General features: G+C 53.2%; 22 protein-coding genes. 11 read left to right on the top strand and 11 right to left on the bottom strand.

Features of this window, described 5'->3' with window-relative positions:
• Positions 1–9 precede the first annotated feature (9 nt).
• Positions 10–933, top strand: a complete 924-nt coding sequence (locus tag QOY30_RS16040; protein WP_283745626.1) for a M23 family metallopeptidase — start codon at positions 10–12, stop codon at positions 931–933.
• An 82-nt stretch (positions 934–1015) separates the two neighbouring features.
• On the top strand, positions 1016–3730 hold the full coding sequence (secA, locus tag QOY30_RS16035; RefSeq protein WP_283745625.1) for a preprotein translocase subunit SecA: 2715 nt from the start codon (positions 1016–1018) through the stop codon (positions 3728–3730).
• 660 nt (positions 3731–4390) lie between these two features.
• Here secA and QOY30_RS16030 read toward each other — a convergent pair.
• Both QOY30_RS16030 and QOY30_RS16025 read right to left on the bottom strand, forming a co-directional pair.
• Positions 4391–4717: a hypothetical protein gene (locus QOY30_RS16030; protein ID WP_283744194.1), complete on the bottom strand. Its 327-nt coding sequence runs from the start codon at positions 4715–4717 to the stop codon at positions 4391–4393.
• 432 nt (positions 4718–5149) lie between these two features.
• Positions 5150–5380 (bottom strand): hypothetical protein, encoded by a 231-nt coding sequence (locus QOY30_RS16025; protein ID WP_283745624.1) that lies wholly within the window; start codon positions 5378–5380, stop codon positions 5150–5152.
• 293 nt (positions 5381–5673) lie between these two features.
• Here QOY30_RS16025 and QOY30_RS16020 point away from each other — a divergent pair, with 293 nt between their 5' ends.
• The gene (locus QOY30_RS16020; protein ID WP_283745623.1) at positions 5674–6306 is read left to right on the top strand and encodes a response regulator; all 633 of its coding nucleotides are present in this window, start codon (positions 5674–5676) and stop codon (positions 6304–6306) included.
• Between the two features lie 23 nt (positions 6307–6329).
• Here QOY30_RS16020 and QOY30_RS16015 read toward each other — a convergent pair whose 3' ends face one another.
• A complete protein-coding gene (locus QOY30_RS16015) occupies positions 6330–8441 on the bottom strand; it encodes a sensor histidine kinase (RefSeq protein ID WP_283745622.1) in 2112 nt (703 codons plus the stop codon).
• A 553-nt stretch (positions 8442–8994) separates the two neighbouring features.
• Here QOY30_RS16015 and QOY30_RS16010 point away from each other — a divergent pair.
• The 4 genes from QOY30_RS16010 to QOY30_RS15995 all read left to right on the top strand — a co-directional run bounded on the left by QOY30_RS16010 (position 8995) and on the right by QOY30_RS15995 (position 12662).
• Positions 8995–9492 carry a cyclic nucleotide-binding domain-containing protein gene (locus tag QOY30_RS16010; RefSeq protein WP_283745621.1) on the top strand — a complete coding sequence of 166 codons (498 nt, stop codon included), beginning with the start codon at positions 8995–8997 and terminating at the stop codon, positions 9490–9492.
• A 10-nt stretch (positions 9493–9502) separates the two neighbouring features.
• Positions 9503–10720, top strand: coding sequence for a bifunctional glutamate N-acetyltransferase/amino-acid acetyltransferase ArgJ (gene argJ / locus QOY30_RS16005; protein WP_283745620.1), 1218 nt, complete (start codon positions 9503–9505; stop codon positions 10718–10720).
• Between the two features lie 37 nt (positions 10721–10757).
• A complete protein-coding gene (locus tag QOY30_RS16000) occupies positions 10758–11612 on the top strand; it encodes an ATP-binding protein (protein ID WP_283745619.1) in 855 nt (284 codons plus the stop codon).
• Between the two features lie 99 nt (positions 11613–11711).
• Positions 11712–12662: a Nudix family hydrolase gene (locus QOY30_RS15995; RefSeq protein ID WP_283745618.1), complete on the top strand. Its 951-nt coding sequence runs from the start codon at positions 11712–11714 to the stop codon at positions 12660–12662.
• Here QOY30_RS15995 and yacG read toward each other — a convergent pair.
• The 8 genes from yacG to lgt all read right to left on the bottom strand — a co-directional run bounded on the left by yacG (position 12650) and on the right by lgt (position 19664).
• Positions 12650–12835, bottom strand: a complete 186-nt coding sequence (gene yacG, locus QOY30_RS15990) for a DNA gyrase inhibitor YacG (protein ID WP_283745617.1) — start codon at positions 12833–12835, stop codon at positions 12650–12652. The genes QOY30_RS15995 and yacG overlap by 13 nt on opposite strands.
• Positions 12832–13590: a cell division protein ZapD gene (zapD, locus tag QOY30_RS15985; RefSeq protein ID WP_283745616.1), complete on the bottom strand. Its 759-nt coding sequence runs from the start codon at positions 13588–13590 to the stop codon at positions 12832–12834. The genes yacG and zapD overlap by 4 nt, the downstream gene beginning before the upstream one ends.
• Before the next feature lie 60 nt (positions 13591–13650).
• On the bottom strand, positions 13651–14262 hold the full coding sequence (coaE, locus tag QOY30_RS15980; RefSeq protein WP_283745615.1) for a dephospho-CoA kinase: 612 nt from the start codon (positions 14260–14262) through the stop codon (positions 13651–13653).
• The gene (locus QOY30_RS15975) at positions 14259–15119 is read right to left on the bottom strand and encodes a prepilin peptidase (RefSeq protein ID WP_283745614.1); all 861 of its coding nucleotides are present in this window, start codon (positions 15117–15119) and stop codon (positions 14259–14261) included. Before QOY30_RS15975 ends, coaE begins: the two co-directional genes overlap by 4 nt.
• Positions 15120–15181: 62 nt before the next feature.
• Positions 15182–16399, bottom strand: a complete 1218-nt coding sequence (locus tag QOY30_RS15970; protein ID WP_283745613.1) for a type II secretion system F family protein — start codon at positions 16397–16399, stop codon at positions 15182–15184.
• 123 nt (positions 16400–16522) lie between these two features.
• Complete coding sequence (locus QOY30_RS15965) at positions 16523–17809, bottom strand: HlyC/CorC family transporter (protein WP_283745612.1); 1287 nt, start codon at positions 17807–17809, stop codon at positions 16523–16525.
• Positions 17810–17883: 74 nt separating this feature from the next.
• Positions 17884–18771 carry a phospholipase A gene (locus QOY30_RS15960; RefSeq protein ID WP_283745611.1) on the bottom strand — a complete coding sequence of 296 codons (888 nt, stop codon included), beginning with the start codon at positions 18769–18771 and terminating at the stop codon, positions 17884–17886.
• Between the two features lie 104 nt (positions 18772–18875).
• The gene (gene lgt / locus QOY30_RS15955; RefSeq protein WP_283745610.1) at positions 18876–19664 is read right to left on the bottom strand and encodes a prolipoprotein diacylglyceryl transferase; all 789 of its coding nucleotides are present in this window, start codon (positions 19662–19664) and stop codon (positions 18876–18878) included.
• 68 nt (positions 19665–19732) lie between these two features.
• Between lgt and ilvD the strand changes: the two genes are divergently transcribed.
• The 4 genes from ilvD (at position 19733) to QOY30_RS15935 (ending at position 24097) form a co-directional block, all read left to right on the top strand.
• Positions 19733–21586: a dihydroxy-acid dehydratase gene (ilvD, locus tag QOY30_RS15950; protein WP_283745609.1), complete on the top strand. Its 1854-nt coding sequence runs from the start codon at positions 19733–19735 to the stop codon at positions 21584–21586.
• 28 nt (positions 21587–21614) lie between these two features.
• On the top strand, positions 21615–22235 hold the full coding sequence (locus QOY30_RS15945; RefSeq protein WP_283745608.1) for a nucleotide-binding protein: 621 nt from the start codon (positions 21615–21617) through the stop codon (positions 22233–22235).
• Between the two features lie 234 nt (positions 22236–22469).
• Positions 22470–22793, top strand: coding sequence for a c-type cytochrome (locus QOY30_RS15940; RefSeq protein WP_283745607.1), 324 nt, complete (start codon positions 22470–22472; stop codon positions 22791–22793).
• 128 nt (positions 22794–22921) lie between these two features.
• Complete coding sequence (locus QOY30_RS15935; protein ID WP_283745606.1) at positions 22922–24097, top strand: branched-chain amino acid ABC transporter substrate-binding protein; 1176 nt, start codon at positions 22922–22924, stop codon at positions 24095–24097.
• The last annotated feature ends 24 nt before the right edge of the window (positions 24098–24121 follow it).

Here is a 24121-nt window from a genome sequence, read left to right as displayed (position 1 = left end):
GGGGGTTGCGTGAATATTATTCTAGTTTCCAACCGATTTGCAAAAGCCCGGAGCATTTCGCTGACGGGAACGCATCTGGCCGTTCTGGCAATCTTGGCCGCACTGATGTTCGTTGCGGCGGTATTGGCCGCACAATATGCCATTGTGCGCTTCCAACCGGGCATGATGAGCAACGAATTGCGCGCCTGGATGGCCAGCGCCCAACAGGATGAGCAGCAAAAACAGGAAACCTTCATGCACAAGAGTCTGGATACTCTGGCTATGCGGCTTGGGCAGATGCAAGCACAAGTGCTGCGGCTGAATGGTTTGGGAGCACGCCTGGCCAAAATGAGCGGCATGAAGCCGGAAGAGTTCTCGTTCGACAAACCGCCTGCACAGGGGGGGCCTTACCTGCCGTCAGCCCTGCAACAACAAGTTTCCATGTCGAGCATGGAGCAACAGATGGCGGAGTTGAATGAGCTGCTGAGCGACCGTAGCGACAAACTGGTGGCGCTGGAAACATTGTTAATGCAGGACAAATTGAGCAAAAAGCTGTTGCCTTCGGTTCCTCCTATCAATGAAGTCTGGTATTCCTCCAATTTTGGTTGGCGTATTGACCCCTTTACCGGCAAGAATGCCATGCATGAGGGGGTGGATTACATGGTTCCGGAGGGTACGCCGATCCATGCTTCGGCTGGCGGGGTGGTGGTGTATGCGGACATGCATCCGCAGTATGGTAATATGGTCGAGATAGATCATGGCAATGAGGTAGTAACGCGTTATGCGCATGCGTCCAAGCTGTTGGTCAAAGTAGGACAGATGGTCAGGCGTGGGGATGAGATCGGTTTGTCGGGAAGCACGGGCAGATCGACCGGCCCACATCTGCATTTTGAAGTGAGATACAAGGGCATCGCCCAGAACCCGGTACGTTTCCTGGAAAATGCCAGGAGTTGACCGTTCAGGTTTTGCAGAAGGGTGAGGTGTGTGCCTCACCCTTTTTTATTTGTTTGTAACGGCAGCATAAGAAAATAACAGCATGATCTCAAAAATATTGAAGTCCGTATTCGGCAGTCGGAATGACCGTTTGCTCAAACAGTATCGCCAGACCGTTACTCGTGTAAATGCGTTGGAGGGACAGATATCCGCCTTGTCCGACGAGCAATTGCGTGCCAAGACGGCAGAATTCAAACAACGGGTGCAACAGGGTGAGCCTCTAGACGCGATCTTGCCGGAAGCCTTTGCCGTGGTGCGCGAAGGCAGCAAACGGGTATTGCAGATGCGGCACTTCGATGTGCAGCTGATTGGCGGCATGGTGCTGCATTACGGCAAGATAGCCGAAATGCGAACCGGTGAAGGCAAGACCCTGATGGCCACATTGCCGGCCTACTTGAACGCACTTTCAGGCAAAGGCGTGCATGTGGTGACGGTGAACGACTATCTGGCAGCGCGCGACGCCGAGTGGATGGGCAAGCTGTACCAGTTTCTCGGGCTGTCCGTCGGCGTGATTCTGACCAGTATGGAGCATGCGGACAAGCAGGTAGCCTACGGCGCGGACATCACCTATGGTACCAATAACGAGTTCGGCTTCGACTACCTGCGCGACAACATGGCAGCTAACGCCGAGGACCGTTTTCAGCGCGGTCTGAACTTCGCCGTTGTCGACGAGGTGGACTCCATTTTGATCGATGAGGCGCGTACGCCGCTCATCATCTCCGGCCAGGCTGAAGACAATCTTGATGTTTATTTGCAGATGAATAAACTGGTGCCGAATTTGAAACGTCAGGCAGACGAGAATGCGCCGGGCGACTTCCATGTCGACGAAAAGAACCACCAGATTTTGCTGAGCGAGTCCGGCCACGAGCATGCCGAACGCTTGCTGGCACAAGCCGGTCTGTTGCCGATTGGCGGCAGCTTGTACGACCCGGCCAATATCACGCTGATACACCATTTGTATGCCGCATTGCGGGCGCACAACCTGTTCTTTCTCGACCAGCATTATGTGGTGCAGAACAATGAAGTCATCATTGTCGATGAATTTACCGGTCGCCTGATGGCCGGACGTCGCTGGTCGGATGGCTTGCACCAGGCGGTGGAAGCCAAAGAAGGCGTTGAGATCCAGAAAGAGAATCAGACGCTGGCTTCGATCACGTTCCAGAATTATTTCCGCATGTACAACAAGCTGTCCGGCATGACCGGCACGGCAGACACCGAAGCCTACGAGTTCCAGAGCATCTACAATCTCGAAACGGTCATTATCCCGCCGCATCGTCCCACGGTACGCAAGGATATGATGGACAAGGTTTATCTCACTACGCGCGAAAAATATGCGGCGGTTATTGCCGATATCCGCGATTGCCACGAGCGCGGTCAACCCGTGCTGGTTGGTACGACTTCCATCGAAACCTCCGAATTGTTGTCGGGTTTGCTGGCAAAGGAAAAACTGCCGCACCAAGTGTTGAATGCCAAACAGCATGCGCGTGAAGCCGAGATCGTTGCTCAGGCCGGTCGTCCGAAGATGGTTACGATTGCCACCAACATGGCGGGACGCGGCACGGACATCGTGCTGGGCGGGAACGTGGAAAAACCCATCGAGCTGGTGCGTATGGACGAAAGCCTGGATGCGGCTGCAAAAGAGCAACGCATCGGGGAATTGCGTGCCGAATGGGAGCCGATCCACAAGCAGGTGATCGCGAGCGGAGGCTTGCATATCATCGGTACAGAGCGCCACGAATCGCGGCGCGTGGATAACCAATTGCGCGGCCGTTCCGGGCGTCAGGGCGATCCCGGCTCCAGCCGTTTTTACCTGTCGCTGGAAGATCCGCTATTGCGCATCTTCGCATCCGACCGCGTAGCGGCGATCATGAACAAGTTCAAGCTGCCGGAAGGCGAGGCCATCGAACACACTTGGGTGACACGCGCGATAGAAAATGCGCAACGCAAGGTGGAAGCGCGCAACTTCGATATGCGCAAACAGATCCTGGAATACGATGATGTCGCCAACGACCAGCGTAAAGTAATCTATCAGCAGCGTGCCGAATTGCTGGAAAGCACCGATATTTCGGAGACCATCAATGCAATGCGCGAAGGTGTATTGTCAGATACGGTTGCCGAACATATCCCGCATGGGAGCATGGAAGAACAATGGGATGCGGCGGGCCTGGAAAAAACACTGGGTGCAGAATATCAGTTGCACCAACCCGTGGCGCAATGGCTGGAGCAGGAAAAGCAACTGGATGAAAACGGCCTGCGGTCACGCATAATTGAAGCGGCGCAACAGCAATATCAGGCCAAGGTAGAACATGTAGGTGCCAACGTGATGCATGGCTATGAACGTATCGTCATGTTGCAGAGTCTGGACCAACATTGGCGAGAACATCTTGCAGCGCTGGACCACCTGCGGCAGGGCATTCATCTTCGCGGCTATGCGCAGAAGAACCCCAAGCAGGAATACAAGCGCGAAGCATTCGATCTGTTCGCTACCATGCTTGAAGCGATCAAGCGTGATGTGACGCAGACACTGATGAACGTGCAGATCCGCAGCGAGGCAGATGTGGCGGCAGCAGAAGCGCCCCATGCGCCTGAAAACGTGCAGTATCATCATGCCGATTATGAAGAAGCACTGGCTTCGACAGACAATACGGAAACTGAGCTCAAGCCTTTTGTGCGCGGCGGTGAAAAGATCGGTCGAAACGATCCCTGCCCTTGCGGTTCAGGTAAAAAATACAAGCAGTGCCACGGAAAGCTGGCTTAATTAACATAATCAATGCGTTAGTTTTTTGATGGCACCTTAATTTGTGTAATGAAAAATGGACTGAAACCTCAATTGTTCCGGCCAGATCATGTTTGAACTTATCTGCCCTCCAAACTGCAGAATGACGGGGGCCGCGATTTCAACTTCATTTGGCAGGATCAATAATGTAAAAAACGGGAGCTTGGGCTCCCGTTTTAGATGAAGCATCACCGCAGATCGCATGATGTTACTTTTTCTACGACGCGCAATAAAACAGACCAGAGCCAATCCTTCCAGAAGCATCGTGCATGAATTGAGTTCATGGACGGGCGAGATTGCGTTGTAAAATATTTTACCCATTCCAAATGAATGACCAATTGCTTAATAATTGGTAACCACCTGTATTATAAATAATAATTCATCATTGGAGGCTGAGCAAGTGCGCGAATCAGGTTATTTGCGCAGCCAAGGTGTCGACGATGGAATGGGTTTGAGGGGCATCCGCTGTGCTGTATCGGCGACCTGTGCGACATACAACAGTTCGCGTGCCCGCGCCAAGTTCCAGTATCTGTCAGTCGCGACTCAATACAGGCAGCGTTGAGATAAGGGGCCGCGTAGCGGCGTTCCAGGTTATTTCGGTCAACCAAGTGTGAAAACACCTGGTTAACCGAACAAAATTAATTACATTTTCGGATGCGGTGTTTGGTCTGGATTGGGATGAGTGTCATCTTCCAAATAGCAGTGCTTCAAATACTCATCTTTCTTCATTCCATCCAACTTCATGTTTTTTGCATTCTGATCGCATTGCTCCGCTTTTTCACTAAATTGAAAAGCTGTCATGTCGATTCTCTTCAAGCATGACTTCAAGAAAATATCTCTTTGATGTTTATTGGAAATCTTCGCACCTTCTTTAGAGCATTCTTTAGCATATTCAGCATCATGTGCAAAAGCGGGGGCGGCAATAGCCGCCAGCAGAAAACTGGTTAGTACAACCATATTCTTAGACATAAATTTCCTCGTCGCGTGTTAGCGTTTCCGGTTTCAAATTATTTCGGCCCAGCCAATACGGCAGAGCCTCTGGACATTCGTTTCTTTATTGCTGCAGTTTAGTCAACGCTTGCCAAAAGTGCCGGGAATGCCACTATCAATGTCGCAATAGCGGCCACGATCCAACGAACGTACTTGGCTGCTTCTTTGTATATGAGTTTCATTTGTTATCTCCAATTCTAATGGGATCCTGATTCAATATTTGGCGACTCCTGTCGTGCATTCCAGCACTGTTGAGTTAGGCAAAGCTGGCCAAAGCAGCGATGGACACCGCGGCTGCAGCAAGCCAACCCAAAACCGATTGGAACTGGATATCTGCCTTGTCTTCGCCGTTGATGATCTTGTCGTTCATGATGTTCTCCTAAAGTTTTCGATGAGATGAATTGCGTACGATTACAAGCTGGCGGCAATAGTCGCGATGCTGACAGACAGCGCCGCCAACCAGCCCAGATTCCCGATGAACTTCGTGTCATCGTTAGTCAATTCTTCCTTCTTGTTGATCTTCGCATTGATTCTGTTCAATTCCGCCTCAAGTTCTTTCAGGTTCCCTTGTTGCTTAAGAAGATCCTTGAGTTTTTCTTCATGTACCAATCTCAATGCGCTGGTGTCCAAACTCTTGTCCATTTCAAATTTCCTTTCAGTTAATGATTTAATGATTGCATTCGCGTCTATCAATCAGTTACCGTGCTATTTCTATTCGCGTCGTGAATCGTGTTGGTGATGCGATGTGTGCATATTGCTCGCAAACATGCGGTATGTATTTCAGTCGAATCTGATCATGGCCTAGGAAATTTCTGATGTGGCACTGGGAGTAATCTTCCGGATTCAGGTTTAAGCTGGAAAAGCCATAACAGTAACGTTTGCAAACGTCTTGTTTAAACGGCACAGAATGTGCAAAATGCCCATAAATAATCAATATGATAAAAATACTAATTGCAGAGGATCATGCCATCGTCCGAAACGGGCTGAGGCAGATCTTTTCAGACACGACCGACCTTGACGTTGTAGGAGAGGCGACCAATGGCTCAGAAGTATTGGAACTGGCACGCAAATTCGACTTCGATCTGCTGTTGCTGGACATGACCATGCCAGGCGTGACCGGACCGGAATTGATCAAGAGACTGCTTGCGGAACACCCCTCGATGAAGATACTGGTCCTGTCGATGAACAACGAATCACAATCCGTCAATCGAGCCTTGAAGGCAGGTGCTTCGGGTTATGTGACGAAAGATAGCGACCAGATTGTGCTTCTCGCGGCCATCCGCAAGGTAGCTACCGGACACAAATTCATCGACCCGGCCTTGGTGGAGGCGATGGTATTCGACAACGCCACCGGTGAAGATTCGCGCCATTCAATTCTGTCTGACCGGGAGCTGCAAGTATTGCAGATGCTGGCATCCGGTCTCAACCCGGGAGAGATCGCCGAATCACTTTTCTTGAGTGCGAAGACGGTGAGCACTCATAAGGCGAATCTGATGCAGAAACTTGGAATCGACAATAATGCGGATCTTGTGCGTTATGCGATCAAGCATGGCTTGGCGAGAGAGTGATTGCAGGATGGTTGGTTTTCGAATCAGAAACTTTCGTTGAAAGGAAGATCGAGGGATATTTTCGTCCCACCTCCCTCGCGCGAATCGATAGATAGCTTCGCACCGATAAGTTGAGCCCGGTAATACATATTCAGCATGCCAAACCCCTTCCTTTCTTCCTCATAATTTCTTGGCAATCCAACACCATTATCAGCAATTGTGAGCAGGATCTGTTTTGCATCCGAATAAAGATCGATCGAAAGGTGACTGGCCTTGCTGTGCTTCACAGCATTGTTGATGGCTTCCTGGGTAATGCGATAAAGATTTGTGGCGATCATGAAATCAATGATTTCGACGTCACCGCTGACATGGACTTCGCAGGGAATTCCCGAGACGATCACCACATCTTCTGCAAACTGTTCGAGCCCCTGCCTTAATCCGCGATTGGCTACATTGAAGGGGATCAGACTATGGGAAATATAGCGTGATCTCTTGATAGCATCCTGAGCAATCCTTTTCAGGACTTCCGCCTGTTCGCTGGCTGCATGATCAATCTTCGATAAACGGTTCGCCAATGACCCGGCCATGTATGCAGCACCAGTCAGCAACTGGCCAAGGTCATCGTGCAATTCCCTGCCGATTTGCGCTTGTGCCTCTTCGCTCACCTCGAGGACTTTCCGTTCCAGTACCTTTCTCGCCAACATTTCCTGTTCAAGTTTATTTTTCGTCGCCAATAGGTCCTGCGTTCGTTCGACCACCCTGACTTCCATCTCATCGCGTGACTTCTGCAACGCATCCTGCAAAGCGGATGCTTCCGTAATATCAGCCATGATGCCAATGATGCCCTGACTATTGGCGCCATCACCCGACAACTTGATCTTGGTGATTTCAAGCAAGTGGGGTTTTCCGTCCGACAGCTCGATAGTTTCGCGGGATATGACCGGTTGATTGCTTTTGAAGCAAAATACATCCGATCGTGCCAGTTTCGCACTGGCTTCACTGCCGATGACTTCGAAAGGATGGATCGATTCGAACCGCTGCTCCTGCACTCCAAATGCATCACAGAATGCCTTATTGACGAATCGATAGCGGCCATCAAATCCCGAGAACCAGATTCCAATGGGTGAGTTATCCAGAATTGCTTGTAACGTGGCCTTGCTCTCTGTAATCCTGGCCTTGCTTTCAGTGATCTCAAAAGCTGCTTGCAGTGCTCTTGCCCTATCGCGAACCAGGACCCATACAAGAATTGCAAGCAGGATGCTGATCCCGATTCCAGATTTAATAACAAGCAACGGCTTGGACTTGTCCAAATGAGCCTCGAAAGCAGGTAAGGACGACGTCTCGATTGTCCAGGGGTATCCTTGAACATCGATATGACGGATGGATTGAAACCAACTGGGGTAGAGGGCCTTATCGGTACGGCTATTATCCGTATCGAATAGCAGCGAGTTGTTGTTTGACTCCTTGCCATAAAAGATCTCAATGTCAATGTCGGTCTCGTTTCCGCCCAGAACGCCCGACATTAGGTCGCCAAGTACGAAAGTTCCGACAACGAACCCAATGCAATTTTCACGCCTTGACTCCGGAGTATCGTGTTTGCTTATCCGGTTGCTTGCTGAATCGAATTTGTACACAGGAACAAACATCAAAAAACCGGCCTGCTCGTAACCATCGGATATTCGGCCCACCGAAATCTTGTCCGTTACCCCCACTTCACCCGATGCGACAGCGTTCTCTTTAGCCGTCAGGCTTTTTGGATTCGAAAGTAAGCTTTCAAGTAGTTTTCTTTGATCATTTTTCTGGAACTGCTCGGTATAGAGCAGTCTGCCAATTTCGGATTTTGGAGTCGAGTTGTTCGTTACAAACAATATGCTGTGAATGCCGGGAAAGTTTTGCTCGAGATTGAGTGAGTTCACATAGGTATGAAACTCGCTTGAGTCAACAAATTCCGGCTTTGAAAATAGTGATTGGACTCCAATCAGAATTTGTTTGTAGGACAGGAGTCTTTCGGCTAAGCGATTGATGACATCATTAGAGCGATATTCAAAATCGATCTTGAGGTCAACCATGCTGGCGCGCTTGACGGCACCCCAAGTCTGATAGGTGAGTCCAAGAGCGATTGCCAGCACAAGTAATGGCAAGTATCTGAACATCATCAGTCTGGATATCGATTTCACGAGATTGTTATAAGTTATGTTCTATGAATGCGCACAATTAACTGTTGTAAGCCATGATGAGGCAGGTAATGATTAAAAAATGGCCGCCACGCAAATTTTAAGGGGAATTCCGGAATGACGTGCAACTTTGAGACATGCCTGTATTTAAGGCGCCGAAAACTGTCGAAGATATTTATGCATCAGTGGGCGCTATAACTGTAAGTGCAGGACATGCAACGCAAATTAAGTTGCTGTTGCCAGCAGCACAAATTAATAGCGTTCCATAAGGTGCCGTCAGAGGGTAATATTATTTGCAAGTAAGCTCTAAGTGCGTGCACATCAGGCTACTTCATATTCATGTAATGCAATGTTGTGTTAAATTGGCAAGCTGATGCGCTGAATATTGAGCACAATTGCCATGTTCTACAAATTTTGTATGCGCAATTTTTACTATTAAATAGATTAAATAATCAGTCTGGTATGGACGTTGCGTGGCAATACCAGCAGTGCCATGAAAAATTGAGCTGAACACCAAATTTTGGGAGAATTAAAAATGCCGACACACAATCTGGTTTTGCAAACACTGAACAATTCGACGTTGACGGAAGAATTGCGCGATGCCGAGATCGAGATACTGGCACGACTGTTCGAAGTCAAGGAATTCAAAAGCGGTGAAGCCCTGCTGCGCCCAGGCGAGGAGCGTCTGAAGAACTCCCTGATTGTTCTGGCCAGCGGAGAGGTGGAGGCGACTGCAACTCTGGGCGGAGAGCAAGCGACCCTACACCTGCTGCAGCCGGGAGACTTGGCCGGCATCATCACTTTTGCCGGGGGCAATGTTTCGCAGATCAGTGCGACCGTGATGGCAAAAACGGATTGTCAGGTGCTGCTGTTGGAACGCTCGAAATTTGAAGCCCTGCTGAACACACAACCCGCTATTGTTTATTACGTGATGCGCGGTATCGTGCGTCATACGCATGGAATTGTTCGCCGTATGAACACCGAAACTGTCGAAATGAGCAACTACATCTACAAGACAAAAGGACGTTTCTAAAGGAAGTTAAATGCCGGTAAATCTCTCAGCGCCCGTTGCGGCACAACTGTTGCCCGTCGCGGGCGTTTCTTTGGGGACTGCGGAAGCGGGCATCAAGCGCGCCGACCGCAAGGATCTGTTGGTTATCAAACTGGATGAAGGCGCGACCGTAGCGGGCGTGTTCACCGCCAACCGTTTTTGCGCCGCGCCTGTCACACTTGCGAAGCAACATCTCGCCGCGAACAAAGGAATACGCGCGCTGGTGGTAAACACCGGTAATGCCAATGCGGGAACCGGCGAACAGGGTATGGCGACTGCGCGTACTACCTGCGCTGAGCTGGCAAAATTGTTGGGCTGTGTGCCCGAGCAAGTGTTGCCCTATTCCACGGGCGTCATCATGGAACCGCTGCCCGTGGACAAAATCGTTGCCGGAATGCCGCAAGCCGTGGCGAACCTGAATGCCAATAACTGGTTCGATGCCGCAAACGCCATCATGACCACCGACATCGTTGCCAAGGCTGTGTCGAAGCAAGTGCAGATCAACGGCAAGACCGTCACTGTCACCGGCATGTCCAAAGGCTCAGGAATGATCCATCCCAACATGGCGACCATGCTGGGTTATATCGCGACGGACGCGGCCATCGCCCAACCGCTGCTGCAACAGATGGTGAGCGAGGCAGCCAATCGTTCCTTCAACTGCATCACAGTGGATGGCGACACTTCCACCAATGATGCGCTGATGCTGATCGCCACCGGCAAGAGTGGCGTCCTCGTTGATGCCGCGAACCGCGCGGCGATGCAAGCCGTCGTCACGGAAGTGGCAACCCTGCTGGCGCAAGCCATCGTGCGCGACGGCGAAGGCGCGACCAAGTTCATCACCATCAAAATCGAAGCTGGCCGCGATGAAGCCGAGTGCAGGAAGATCGGCTATGCAATCGCGCATTCGCCACTGGTCAAGACAGCATTCTTTGCCTCGGATCCAAATCTCGGGCGCATTCTTGCCGCGATTGGTTATGCCGGGGTGGGTGACCTTGATGTAGAGAAACTCAAGCTGTACTTGGACGACGTGCTGGTGGCCGAGAATGGCGGACGCGCGGGCAGCTATCAGGAGCAAGACGGGCAGCGTGTGATGCTGCAGAGCGATATTACAATTCGCGTGGTACTCAATCGCGGGGCGGTGAATGCGACCTTGTGGACATGCGACTTTTCATACGATTACGTAAAGATCAACGCCAGCTACAGAAGTTGAATCGCGGTTTCGGCAGCGGAGAGGATAGCAACGTTCCATGGACAAGTTAGACAAATTCCTCACCCGCGCCGAAAGCTTGCTCGCACGACTGGAAAATGTACTGCCCGGCGCGCAGCTGCAATCACCGGACTGGCAAGCTGCCGCTGCGTTTCGTTGGGATCATCAGCAACGCGCATTGCATCCCGTTCCGAATTTTCAGCGCATCGCGCTCACCGATTTGCTCGGTATCGACGACCAGAAACAACGCATCCTGCAGAATACGCTGCAATTCGTCCGCGGCGGCACGGCAAATAACGTCCTGCTTTCCGGTGCCCGCGGCACGGGCAAGTCGTCGCTGGTCAAAGCCCTGTTGAATGAATATGCCGACCAAGGTTTGCGCGTGATCCAGATCGACAAACAGGGGCTGATAGACCTTTCACACATCGTCGGACTGGTACAGGGCCGGGCCGAGCGTTTCATCCTCTACTGCGACGACCTCTCCTTCAATGATGCCGAACCCGGTTACCAATCGCTCAAGGCTGCGCTGGACGGGGACCTGGTGGCCTTCTCAGACAACCTGCTGATTTATGCCACGTCCAACCGTCGCCATTTGATGCCGGACTACATGCAGGACAACCTCGCTACGAAACATGTGGGTGATGAAGTGCATCCGGCGGAAAGCGTTGAGGAAAAGGTGTCGCTGTCGGAGCGTTTCGGTTTGTGGATTTCATTTTATCCGTTTGCACAGGATGAATATCTGGCCGTAGCCGAGCATTGGCTGGCTCATCATGGGTGGAAGCAGGGACTCACTGATGAGGTGCGAACAGCGGCGTTGCAGTGGTCGTTGATGAGGGGATCGAGAAGTGGAAGGGTGGCAGGGCAGTTTGCCAGGGATTGGTGCGGAAGGAATTAGTTTATCTCCTTTCGTGGAGAGCATCACAGTCTGTTCTTTCCATGGTCCTTGCCAAGAACGGCCCAAGCCGTCGGAAAACTGAAAGCTTGAAAGATCACATTGAACCCCCAACCCGAAAAAAACAAAATCATTGAAGTTTCCGCCGCTGTATTGCAACGGCCAGATAACTCCTTTCTCCTCGCCCAACGCCCTCCCGATAAAATCTGGGCTGGCTACTGGGAATTTCCCGGCGGCAAGATCGAGCCGGGCGAGACGCCATACACCGCACTGGTTCGGGAGTTGCATGAAGAACTCGGCATCACCGTCCAAACCGCTTATCCCTGGCTTACCCGCATCTTTACTTATCCGCACGCAACAGTGCGTCTGAATTTTTTCCGCGCGACGGCATGGAGCGGCGAGTTGCATCCGCATGAAGGCCAGCAATTCTCCTGGCAACAACCGGCTTGGGTTTTGGTCGATCCCATCCTTCCCGCCAACGCTCCCGTTCTGCGCGCACTTGAATTGCCGGTTTTGTACGCCATCAGCAATGTCGCCGAGATGGGGGTTGGGCCGTTCCTGGCAAGCCTGCAAGCCAAGTTGAAAAAGGGACTGCGGCTGGTTCAGTTGCGCGAAAAAGACCTCTCGCGTAGCGAATTGCGCGAGCTTGCACTGCGCGTAGTGGCATTGGCACACAAGTGCGGCGCGAAGGTATTGCTCAGCGGCGATGTGGCATTGGCACAGGAGGTGCGAGCGGATGGGGTGCAACTGACTTCGATTCAGCTTGCGGAATTGAAGGCGCGCCCGGCAATCGATTGGTGTGCGGCTTCCTGTCACAGTGCAGATGAATTACGCCGTGCTGAAACGTTAGGCTGTGATTTTGCATTACTGAGTCCGGTGTTGCCGACCAAATCCCATCCGGGAGCGCCGCATCTGGGTTGGGAGAAGTTCGCCGCAATGGCGGCAGGTTCAACGATTCCGGTATATGCCTTGGGTGGCTTGAACAAGGAGGATATGCAGACTGCGTGGCAGCACGGAGCTCACGGAATTGCTTTGCTGCGTCATGCTTGGTGATCAGAATCAGGCAATTCCTGCTCGCGTTGTTCAACGCGATATTCCTCGTTTGCCCATTTGCCAAGATCGATGAGTTTGCAGCGCTCGCTGCAGAACGGGCGGAAACGATTGTTGGTGTCCCATACATGCTCTTTGCCGCAAGTCGGGCAAGTGACGACAGGCGGTTTGCTCATTGCAGTGAACAGAAAGTCAGATCAAAAGGAACATCCTGATCGTAGAGCGCGGTCTTGGCGGCATACTTGGCCTCGACGAAGCGGATGTTGAGTGCGTATTTATTGGCACTGATCTCGGGAATGCACGGCAGGTCTGGATCGAGCGAAATGCGTAACATCTGCGCCACACGCCCCCCCTGCATTTGCTGGAAACTGCCGTGAAAGGCGGTGAAGTGGTGCACTTTGCCATTCTCACGCAGCAGCTTGAGCAAAATGGTAATCCCATCGTGTAATGGCAAGAGGGGACCGAGCCAGACGCCTAGACTCTGGCGACGGCGTTCCGGGCTTTGATGTTGCCAGTAATGATAGGAGGGGAGATCGAATTCGCAGACGCCGCCCGGGATGCAAGCGCGTTGCTTGATACCCATCAGCCACTCATCGTCGCGCAGATGCTGGCCGATCTTGCCACCCATGCTTAGCAGTCTTGAGCTGGCCCCTTCGATTTCGCCGAGTACCGCATCCAGTGCGTCTTCCAGGATTTCGGGATTGTTATGGAGGTTGTTTAACGCTTTCTTTTGGCGCTCCAGTTCTTGCAGCAGTTCGGATTTGAGATCGGCGCGGCTGGCAACTTCGAGTATCTCGAACAGGACGCCCAGCGCAGCATGATGGTCCGTACTTCTGTCGCTTTCGATAAACCGGTCGATGCGAAAGTAGAGGTCCTCAAGACGCAGCATGGTGCGAACTCTTTCATTGAGAGGGAACTCGTAGTTGATCACTTTCAGCTAGCGGGGAGGGGTTTAATTGGTTGCGAAAGATATAGCCAGTGCGGCATGCCGTCAATCGCTTTCCGTCGCCAATTCGGATAAACGGCGGTGCATTCCGACAATCTGCATTTTCAGGTCGCCCAGGCTGCCATTGTTGAGGATTATCTCGTCGGACAATGCCAGCCGTTCCTCGCGGCTAATCTGCTGGGCCATGATGGCCCGCACGGCAGACTCGTCCAGTTTGCTGCGTTGCATGGTGCGGGCTATCTGTGATTCTTCCGGGCAGTCCACGGTAATCACGCGTTGCAACCAGTTGGCATAGCGCCCGCTTTCAAACAGCAATGGAACCACAACCAGTGTGTAGGGAGCTGCAGTGGGGGATGCAGCTTGCTGCCTGGTCTGGGCGAATATAAGTGGGTGCAGAATGGCTTCCAGCTGCTTTTTTTTGGCAGGGTCATTAAAGACAATTTCGCGCATTTTGCTGCGATTCAGTGCGCCCTGTGCATCGATGATATCTGCACCGAAAGCGTTGCGTAATGCCGGAATGGCTGCCCCGCCAGTTTGCGTCAACTGGTGTGAAATGACGTCGGTATCGACGATGCGTACGCCTAGCGCGGCGAATATGTCAGCGACGGTGCTTTTGCCGCTGCCGATTCCGCCTGTCAATCCAACCAGATAGTTCACGGCGCCAGAAGTTGCAGATAATTCTGTGTCAGCGTTTGTCCCCAAAACAGGGCAATCAAACCTCCTCCTGCCAGATAGGGACCAAAGGGGATCGGGATATTCCGGCCGCGCTTGGTGAAAATGATGAGTGAGATGCCGACCACGGCTCCGACCAGCGAGGACAGCAGGATGACCAGCGGCAGTAAGGTCCAGCCCAACCATGCACCGATGGCGGCGAGCAATTTGAAATCGCCAAAGCCCATACCTTCCTTGCCGGTGGTCAGTTTGAATGCCCAGTACACGCTCCACAACGAAAGATAGCCAACCATGGCGCCGATGACCGCATTCGGTAAGGAAGTAAATGTCCCGTTGAGATTGAGCAGCAGACCCAGCCAGAGCAATGGTAGGGTGATGTCGTCCGGCAGCAGCTGGGTATCAAAGTCGATGAAAGCAAGCGCAATCAGCGCCCAAATGAATACAATCGCGGCAAGTCCGGCGAATCCGAAGCCGAAATTCCAAGCAGCATACGCACTCAGTATGCAGCTGGTAGCCTCTACCAGGGGATAGCGCGGAGATATTGCAGCTCCGCATCCGGTGCATTTGCCGCGCTGAAAGAGATAGCTGAGTACGGGAATGTTCTCTGCGGCGGTAATGGCGTGGCCGCAAAGCGGACAGGCGGATCGCGGCACCAACAGATTGTATTTGGGGGAGTCTTCCGGCGCTTTGCCGCTGAGTTCTGCGCATTGTTTATGCCATTCGCGTTCCATCATTTTGGGCAGGCGATGGATGACGACATTGAGAAAACTACCGACAACCAGCCCGATAATTCCGGCGAATAGGGAAAAAATCAGGGGGGAGGTTTGCAACAGAAGCAGCATCGAATCACCTTGGCATATAAAAAAGGCGCGGTCATCGCCGCGCCTGTTTGCGAACCGGTCGATTAGCCGACGGCCTGACCCATTTTGAAGATCGGCAGGTACATCGCGATCACCAAGCCGCCGATGAGCGTACCCAACACCACCATAATTACCGGCTCCATCAGGCTCGATAGAGCTTCCACCGCATCGTCCACTTCGGCTTCAAAAAAGTCGGCAACCTTACTCAACATGCTATCCAGCGCGCCGGACTCTTCGCCGATGGCGACCATTTGCAATACCATGCTGGGAAAAACATCGGTATTCTGCATGGCGACGGTCAGGCTGGTACCCGAAGTCACTTCGCGCTGAATGGCCTTGGTCGCATCGTAATAAACAACATTACCGGCAGCGCCCGCCACTGAATCGAAGGCTTCCACCAGTGGAACGCCTGCCGCGAACATGGTGGCCAGGGTGCGAGACCAGCGCGCGATGGAGGCTTTACGTACAATAGGTCCGAGAACGGGGATTTTTAGCATCAGTTGATCCATGCGTCGTTGCATGGTCTTGTTGCGCTTCCAGGCGTAAAAGAAACCGTACACACTGCCCCCGATGATGGCGAAAATCGCCCACCACCATGCCACGAAGAAATCGGAAATGGCCATGACCACCAGAGTGGGGCCGGGCAAATCGGCACCGAAGCTGGAAAATAACTGTTTGAACGCCGGGATCACGAAGATCATGATGACAGCGGTAATGACAAAGGCGATGACAATGATGGAGATCGGGTAGAACAACGCGGATTTTATCTTGCTCTTGATGGCAAGAATCTTTTCCTTATAGGTTGCCAGACGATCCAGCAGGCTGTCCAGAATACCCGCAGCTTCGCCCGCCCCGAGCAGATTGCAATACAGGTCGTCGAAATACAGCGGGAACTTGCGGAAAGATTGTTCCAGGCTGCTTCCGGTCTCCACATCGGTCTTGATGTCGAACAGCAAGCGCGAAACTGCGGGGTTGTCATGACCTTTGCCGACGATGTCAAAGGCTTGGAGCAGCGGTACTCCGGATTTCAGCATGGTGGCGAGTTGCCGGGTAAAAAGAGTGATATCTTTTTCCGTGACTTTGCCCCTGCCCGATGCACTTTTTTTGATTTTGGTGACGGTGATGCCTTGGCGGCGCAAGTGCGCGGATACACTGGCTTCGCCGGCACCGCGAATGTCGCCTTTGACTATCTTGCCGGCTTTATCCTTGCCTTCCCAGCTATATTGAATTTCTTTGGTTTTTGCAGACTTGTCGACAGCCATCCGGTTACCTCGATTCAAATGCGGTCCAGGGAAACTTCCCGTTAATTATCAAAACCAGCACAGACACGCCAGATTTTAAAGGATTTTTGAATGATGCACGGCTTTCTATTCTTTGTAAAGCGGCTAACTGCTTGGTTTGTTGGGTTGTACCGGGAAAATGCGCGCGACTTTGACGGCACGATCCTGGGTCTGAATAATCTCGATCGGATAGTTGCCGATCTTCAAACTGGTACCTGCTTCCGGGATGTCTTCCAGATGTTCCAGAATCAGGCCGTTGAGTGTTTTTGCCTCGCCCAAAGGCAGATGCAGGCCCAGTTTGCGATTCAATTCGCGCAGGCTGCTGCTGCCTTCGAGTAGCAGGCTGCCATCGTCCTGGCGCAGGAATTTTCCGGTCTGGGATGGAGATTGCGTCGTGAAATCGCCCACAATTTCTTCCAGAATGTTCTCCAGCGTCACTAGGCCGAGTAACTCGCCGTACTCATCCACTACCAATCCCAAACGGGTCTGGCGTTCCTGAAATTGCTGCAATTGCTTGAGCAACGGCGTGTCGGAAGGGATGAAATAGGCATCGTTGAGTATCTCGCGCAATTGCGTAGTATCCAGCGCTTCTTCCAGCAGCAGGGGCAATACCCGTTTGATGTGCAGGATTCCGATTACATTGCTGGGCATTTCGGAGTACACCGGTAGCAACGTATGATGGCAGGTAATGATTTGCTGGCGCAATTCTTCCGGCGCTGCATCGACGTTCAATGCCTCGATCTGGTTGCGCGGAATCATGACGTCATTGACGGTGATACGTTCCAGATCGACCAGATTGAGCAACATCTTCTGGTGTTTGCGCGGCAGAAAATTTTCGGCATCCAGTACCAGTGAGCGCAATTCTTCCAGGCTCATCTTGTGGTGGCTGTGATCCGTCTGCACCTTGATACGTAGCAGCCACAACATGCCTCGTACCATGGCGGTGGCAATGGATACGACCGGATAAAACAACTTGATAATGAGCGCCAGCGCATAGCTGGATGGCAAAGCCACGCGTTCTGCATGACTGGCGGCAATGACCTTGGGCATGATTTCGCTGAATACCAGAATTGCAAAGGTGATGGTCAGTGAACCGACCAGCAGCGCTGTGCTGTTGTCATGTCCGAACAGCCGCAACACGATGATTTCAGCCAATGTGGCAGCCGCTACATTGAGCAGGGTATTGCCAAGCAGGATGGAGCCGAGCAGTTTGTCGGTCTGCGCGAGTAATTTTGCGGTGAGTTTTGCGCTTTTGTTGCCTTTGCGCACCAAGTGGTTCAGACGGTAGCGGTTGATCGCCATCATGCTGGTTTCGGATGCAGAAAAGAACCCGGAGCAGATCAGGATAATCAGAAGGGCAATAAACAGCACGCCCGGCGAGAAATCGTCCAAAGCAAACAACCTTAAATTAACGCGATGTGCGCAGTATCGGGGCGGGGGATGGCAGTGTCAATCGCAGCGGCGCCTTACCATTCCTTGAACACGATGCCGATGCCGAGGGTCGTTTGCCAATGGTTGTAGTCGATCAGACTGTCTCCATAGCCGCTGGTGAATTGCAGATTGAGCTGGGAAGAATGACCGAGCTTGAACGGGCTGGCCCAGTCAAGTTGCATGAAGCCCTTATGCCCGTGCGGATCGAGGTTGCTGCGCAGCAGCAGAATGACTTCATCGTCGCGGTCCGGCGACCAATGAGTGACCAGTTCGGCACGCCCCATATAATTGACCATGTCCGGATTGTCGTCCTTGGAGGCATTTTCAGGGATGCGCCACCAGCCCCGTCCTGTCATATAGAAATCATCCCATTCCCAGCCGCCCTGGAGATACAAACGGTTCCAGCTCCGCGATTCCGGATTGCCGCGACCGTTCGATTGGTGCGATAAACCGAGATTGAGCAATTTCCATCCTTGCGCGTTGCCTGTGCCGAAGGTCCCGATTAGCTCGGGTTCGTAGTTGGAGTCGCGGAAAGGAGAGGATGCGCCCACATTGAACGCCTGCCAAAACGATTGCTGGGTGAATGCTCCCCAAACTCGAAAGTTCTTAAAACCCAGAAATTCCAGATCGCGGTAATTTCCTATCTCGGATTTGACGCTGTACTGGAATTTAATCTCTTCATTCTGATAGGGGTAAGGTGTCAGAACCGTATGATTGGGCGAAGGAGAGCTCGGCGAACTGTTGATGTTCGAGGTATGGCGCATCAACAGATAGTTCTTGCGATAGGGTTCCAGGCGGCGTATGCCGCTGGTGTCGGGATTCCCCTGTCCATCCAGATCCCATGCCCGGGTCAGGTAGCTGCGGGTTGGCGGCTTGGCGGCGGCGGCCTGGTCGTAACACTTCAGGCGGTCAATCTTGTTCACGATGCTGGAGCATGCTTCAAAAGCGGAATTTTCGGCATATGCAAGATTGGGGAGAAACGCGCAAATGAAAGGGAATACAAGGGCGCGATGCATGGGGCGAGAGTTTAGCGGGAAGCGCGGCGATACGACCAGATCATCAGGGCGATGCCGGCAATCACCATTGGCAGACTCAACCACTGTCCCATACTGATGCCGAATGTCATCAAGCCAAAGATGCCGTCGTCAGGGTTGCGCGTGAATTCGCCGATGAAGCGGAAGCAGCCGTAGCCGATGAGAAACAGGCCGGACACTGTACCCACTGGGCGAGGCTTGTTGGAGAATATCCACAACAAGGTGAACAGCGCGACACCTTCCAGCGCAAACTCATACAGTTGCGAAGGATGGCGCGGGATATTGTCCGCCTGGGGGAATATCATGGCCCAGGGCACATCGGTCGGACGCCCCCACAACTCTCCGTTGATGAAATTGCCCAGCCGCCCGAAGGCTAGGCCCGGCGGTACGAGAGGCGCGATGAAATCCATGAGCGCCAGCCACTGGATGTTGCGGTTGCGCGCAAACAGTATCATCGCCGCCAGTACACCGAGGAAGCCGCCATGGAACGACATGCCGCCTTCCCATACTGCGAAGATCTTCAACGGATGCGAAAAATAATAGCCCGGGTTGTAGAACAATACCTCGCCCAAACGCCCGCCGAGCACGACGCCGAGCACGCCGTAAAACAACAGATCGTCCAGGAATTTTTCGTCCCAGCCTGGACGATTGAGTGCGCGCAGGCGCTTTCTGCCCAGCCAGATGAACGTCACAAAGCCGAGCAGATACATCAGCCCGTACCAATGGATGCCAAAAGAGCCGAGATGGATGGCGACAGGGTCGAATTGTGGGTGAACGAGCATAGTGCGAATCGGTTAGAATTGAGCGACGGATTATACGTGCATCATCATTACATTAGAGAGACATCATCATGCCAGCTTATCGTTCCCGTACCTCCACCCACGGCCGCAACATGGCCGGCGCGCGCGCGCTGTGGCGCGCCACCGGCATGGTTGACGGCGATTTCGGCAAGCCCATCATCGCGATCGCCAATTCCTTTACCCAGTTCGTGCCCGGACACGTCCATCTTAAAGACATGGGGCAGCTGGTGGCGCGCGAGATCGAGAAGGCGGGCGGCATCGCCAAGGAATTCAACACGATCGCCGTTGATGACGGCATCGCCATGGGGCACGACGGCATGCTGTATTCGCTGCCTTCGCGCGACCTGATTGCCGACTCGGTAGAGTATATGGTCAACGCGCATTGTGCCGATGCGCTGGTGTGCATTTCCAACTGCGACAAGATCACGCCCGGCATGCTGATGGCCGCGATGCGCCTGAACATCCCGGTGGTATTTGTTTCCGGCGGGCCGATGGAGGCGGGCAAGGTGACCTTGCAGGGCAAGTCCAAAGGTCTGGACTTGATCGACGCGATGGTGGCGGCGGCAGACAGCAGAGTCAGCGACGAAGACGTGGCCGTGATAGAACGTTCCGCCTGCCCCACTTGCGGTTCATGCTCCGGCATGTTCACTGCGAATTCGATGAATTGCCTGACCGAAGCCCTGGGGTTGTCGCTGCCCGGAAACGGTTCGCTGGTGGCGACGCACGCCGACCGCAAACAACTGTTCCTGCGTGCCGGACGCACCATTGTCGAATTGTGCAAGCGCTATTACGAGCAGGACGACGCCTCGGTATTGCCGCGCGGCATCGCCACCTTCGAAGCGTTCGAGAATGCAATGACGCTGGATATCGCCATGGGCGGCTCGACCAATACCGTGTTGCATCTGCTCGCCATTGCGCGCGAAGCGGAAGTGGATTTCACCATGAAGGACATGGATCGATTGTCGCGCCATGTGCCGACCCTGTGCAAGGTTGCGCCGTCGTCCGAATACCACCTGGAAGATGTGCATCGTGCCGGCGGCATTGCCGCGATATTGGGCGAGCTGGATCGGGCAGGCTTGCTGCACGGCGAGGTGAGTACGGTACATAGCAAGACGCTGCGCGACGGACTCAAGCAGTGGGACATCGCGCAAACGCAAAACGAGGAAGTGAAGAAATTCTTCCGTGCGGCGCCCGGCGGCATCATTACCACCATCGCCTTTTCGCAATCCATGCTGTATCCGGACCTGGATACGGATAGAGCGCAAGGCTGCATACGCGACAAGGCGCATGCCTATTCCAAAGACGGCGGATTGGCGGTGCTGCACGGCAACATTGCGCTAGACGGCTGCATCGTGAAAACAGCCGGGGTGGACGAGAGCATTTTGAAATTCAGCGGGCGCGCGCGCCTGTTCGAAAGTCAGGACGCGGCGACTGCAGGTATCCTGGCCGACCAGATCGTCGCGGGCGACGTGGTGGTGATCCGTTACGAAGGACCGAAAGGCGGGCCGGGCATGCAGGAGATGCTGTATCCGACTTCGTACCTGAAGTCGAAAGGCATGGGCAAGGTATGCGCATTGCTTACCGACGGGCGTTTTTCGGGAGGTACGTCCGGTTTGAGCATCGGTCACGTTTCGCCGGAAGCTGCCAGCGGCGGTGCGATCGGCCTGGTGCAGGAAGGCGACCGCATCGAGATCGACATCCCGAATCGCAGCATCAATCTGGCGATCACGGACGCCGAGCTGGCGCAACGACGCGCTGCAATGGAAGCAAAAGGCAAACTCGCATGGAAGCCGGTGGAAGTTCGTCAGCGCAAAGTATCGTCGGCGCTCAGGGCTTACGCCGCCATGGTGACCAGCGCCGACAAGGGAGCAGTAAGAGACGTGTCACAGGTGGAGAACAAGTAGTGCAATAAAGCAAGGGAAGGACGGTAGCGTGAAAGCAATACTGGTTGCAAATCCCAAGGGCGGCAGCGGCAAAACTACGCTGACCACCAATATCGCAGGCTACCTTGCTTCGCGAGGGCAACGCGTGGCGATACTGGACCTGGACCGGCAAAAATCGGCAACGCAATGGCTTGCAAATCGACCGCGCAATCTGCCCGGCATTGAATTGATGCATTCCGAATCAGATATGAATGCGCCGGTGGACTGGCTGGTGATCGATTCTCCCGCCGGCTTGCACGGAAAAAATCTGGAACATGCCTTGAGGCTAGTGCACAAGGTGATCGTCCCCATTGCCCCATCGGCTTTCGATATTCAGGCCAGCCGTGACTTTCTGGAAGCACTGCATCATGAAAAAACTGTGCGCAAAGGAAAGATATTCGTCGGCGTGGTCGGTATGCGCATGGATTCGCGCACTCGTGCAGCACTTACGCTGGAGCAGTTCCTGAAAGGTTTGGATTTGCCAATTCTCGCCTATCTGCGTGAAGCACAGGTTTACGTCAATGCAGCTTTCGAAGGCAAGACCCTGTTCGACCTGTCACCCTCGTTGGCAGAGCGAGAACTTGAACAATGGGCCTACCTTACCAACTGGCTGGAGCGTTCGGAAGAATAGCCTTGGGGAAATGCAGAATCACATGGTTTATAAAAATTTAATTGGATCAATAGGCTATCGAATTCGGATAACGATATTAAATGGGTGTCAACTCTGCCGACCATTGTGGCGTTATTAGAATGCGCTAATGAAGGTTTGCAAACAGGCCCATGTTGTTTAGAATGCACTTCCGTTTGTTTGACTTTCATTTCACGCTTGTTTGACAAATAGACATAACTAAAAATGGAGAAAGATATGAAATCTATCGTTGTTTGCATGATCGCAGTTGCAGGCCTGATGGCGGCAGGTTCTTCAATGGCAACTGATATGCCCGATCTGGCCAAGAAGAGCAACTGCACAACTTGCCACAAGATCGACGGTAAGTTGGTTGGTCCGGGCTGGATGGACGTTGCCAAGAAGTACAAGGGCGATGCCGGTGCAGAAGCCAAGCTGGAAGCCAAGGTTGCCAAGGGCGGTGGCGGTGTTTGGGGTTCCATGCCTATGCCTGCAAATGCTCCCAAAGTTTCAGATGCAGACATCAAGACTCTGGTTAAATTCATTCTGGGTCTGGCCAAGTAAGCTTGAAAGCGATACTTGCAAAAAAGCCGACGCAAGTCGGCTTTTTTATTGCGCTGATTCGCTGAATTGACAAGGGATAGGGCGCTCCGCATAATCCGGACACTTTATTAACCCGCCGGATTTCAACAATGTTGATCAATAAATTTTCCCTGTTTGTCCTATTCGGCATCGCACTCGCCGGATGCGGGAAAAGTGAGACAGCATCGAAGCCCGCTTCTGATGAACTCGTGGTCAAGATCGGCGCAGCGGCTCCGCTCACCGGACCTCAGGCACATATCGGCAAGGACAATGAGAACGGCACGCGCATGGCGATCGACGACGCGAATACCAGGGGCGTGATCATCGGCGGCAAGAAAGCGCATTTTGAGTTGCTGAGCGAAGACGACCAGACCGATCCAAAAACGGCAACCATCGTGGCGCAGCAACTGGTTGATGCAAAAGTGAATGGCGTGATCGGACACCTCAATTCCGGTACCACCATCCCCGCTTCCGCCATCTACTTCAAGAACGGCATCCCGCAAATCTCGCCTTCCGCTACCGCAGTCAGATATACCGCCCAGGGTTACAAAACTGCATTTCGCGTGATGAGCAACGATGCCCAGCAAGGCAAGGCGCTCGGCGAGTTTGCGGCCAAGGTACTGGGAGCGAAGCAAATCGCGGTCATCGACGACCGCACCGCCTACGGGCAAGGACTGGCGGATGAGTTCGTCAAATCTGCCGAAGCCAATGGCGCGAAAATCATCGTGCGCGAGTACACCACCGACAAGGCGGTGGACTTCACTGCAGTGCTCACCTCGATCAAAGGCAAGCAGCCGGACCTGTTGTTCTTCGGCGGCATGGATCCGCAGGGCGTGCCCATGATCAAGCAGCTGCGGGCATTGGGTATCAAGTCGCAGTTCATGATGGGCGACGGCGGCTATACGCCGAAGCTGATCGAACTGGCCGGCGATGCAGCGGAAGGTGTGTATGCCTCGCTACCCGGTGTGCCGCTGGACAACATGCCGAGCGGGCGCGATTTCGCCAAACGCTATGAAGAACGTTTCCATCAACCTATCCAGCTCTATGCCCCGTATTGCTACGACGCCGTCAACGTGATGATCGCAGCGATGCAGAAGGCCGGTTCTGCCGAGCCCGAAAAGTATCTGCCGGAGCTAGGCAAGATCGAAATCGATGGCGTGACGGCGAGGATCGCGTTCGACGAGAAGGGTGATATCAAGGGTGGCGCAGTCACCGTGTACCAGGTGCGCCAAGGTAAATGGTTTGCCGTGCAGACGATGGGCGGCGCGCCCGCAGCCAAGCCGTGAGCCGGTTTGCAGTCATGGAAAGCG

It is taken from the genome of Sideroxydans sp. CL21 (assembly GCF_902459525.1).
Taxonomy (GTDB): Bacteria; Pseudomonadota; Gammaproteobacteria; order Burkholderiales; family Gallionellaceae; genus Sideroxyarcus.
This window is presented reverse-complemented; position numbering and strand designations above follow the sequence as displayed.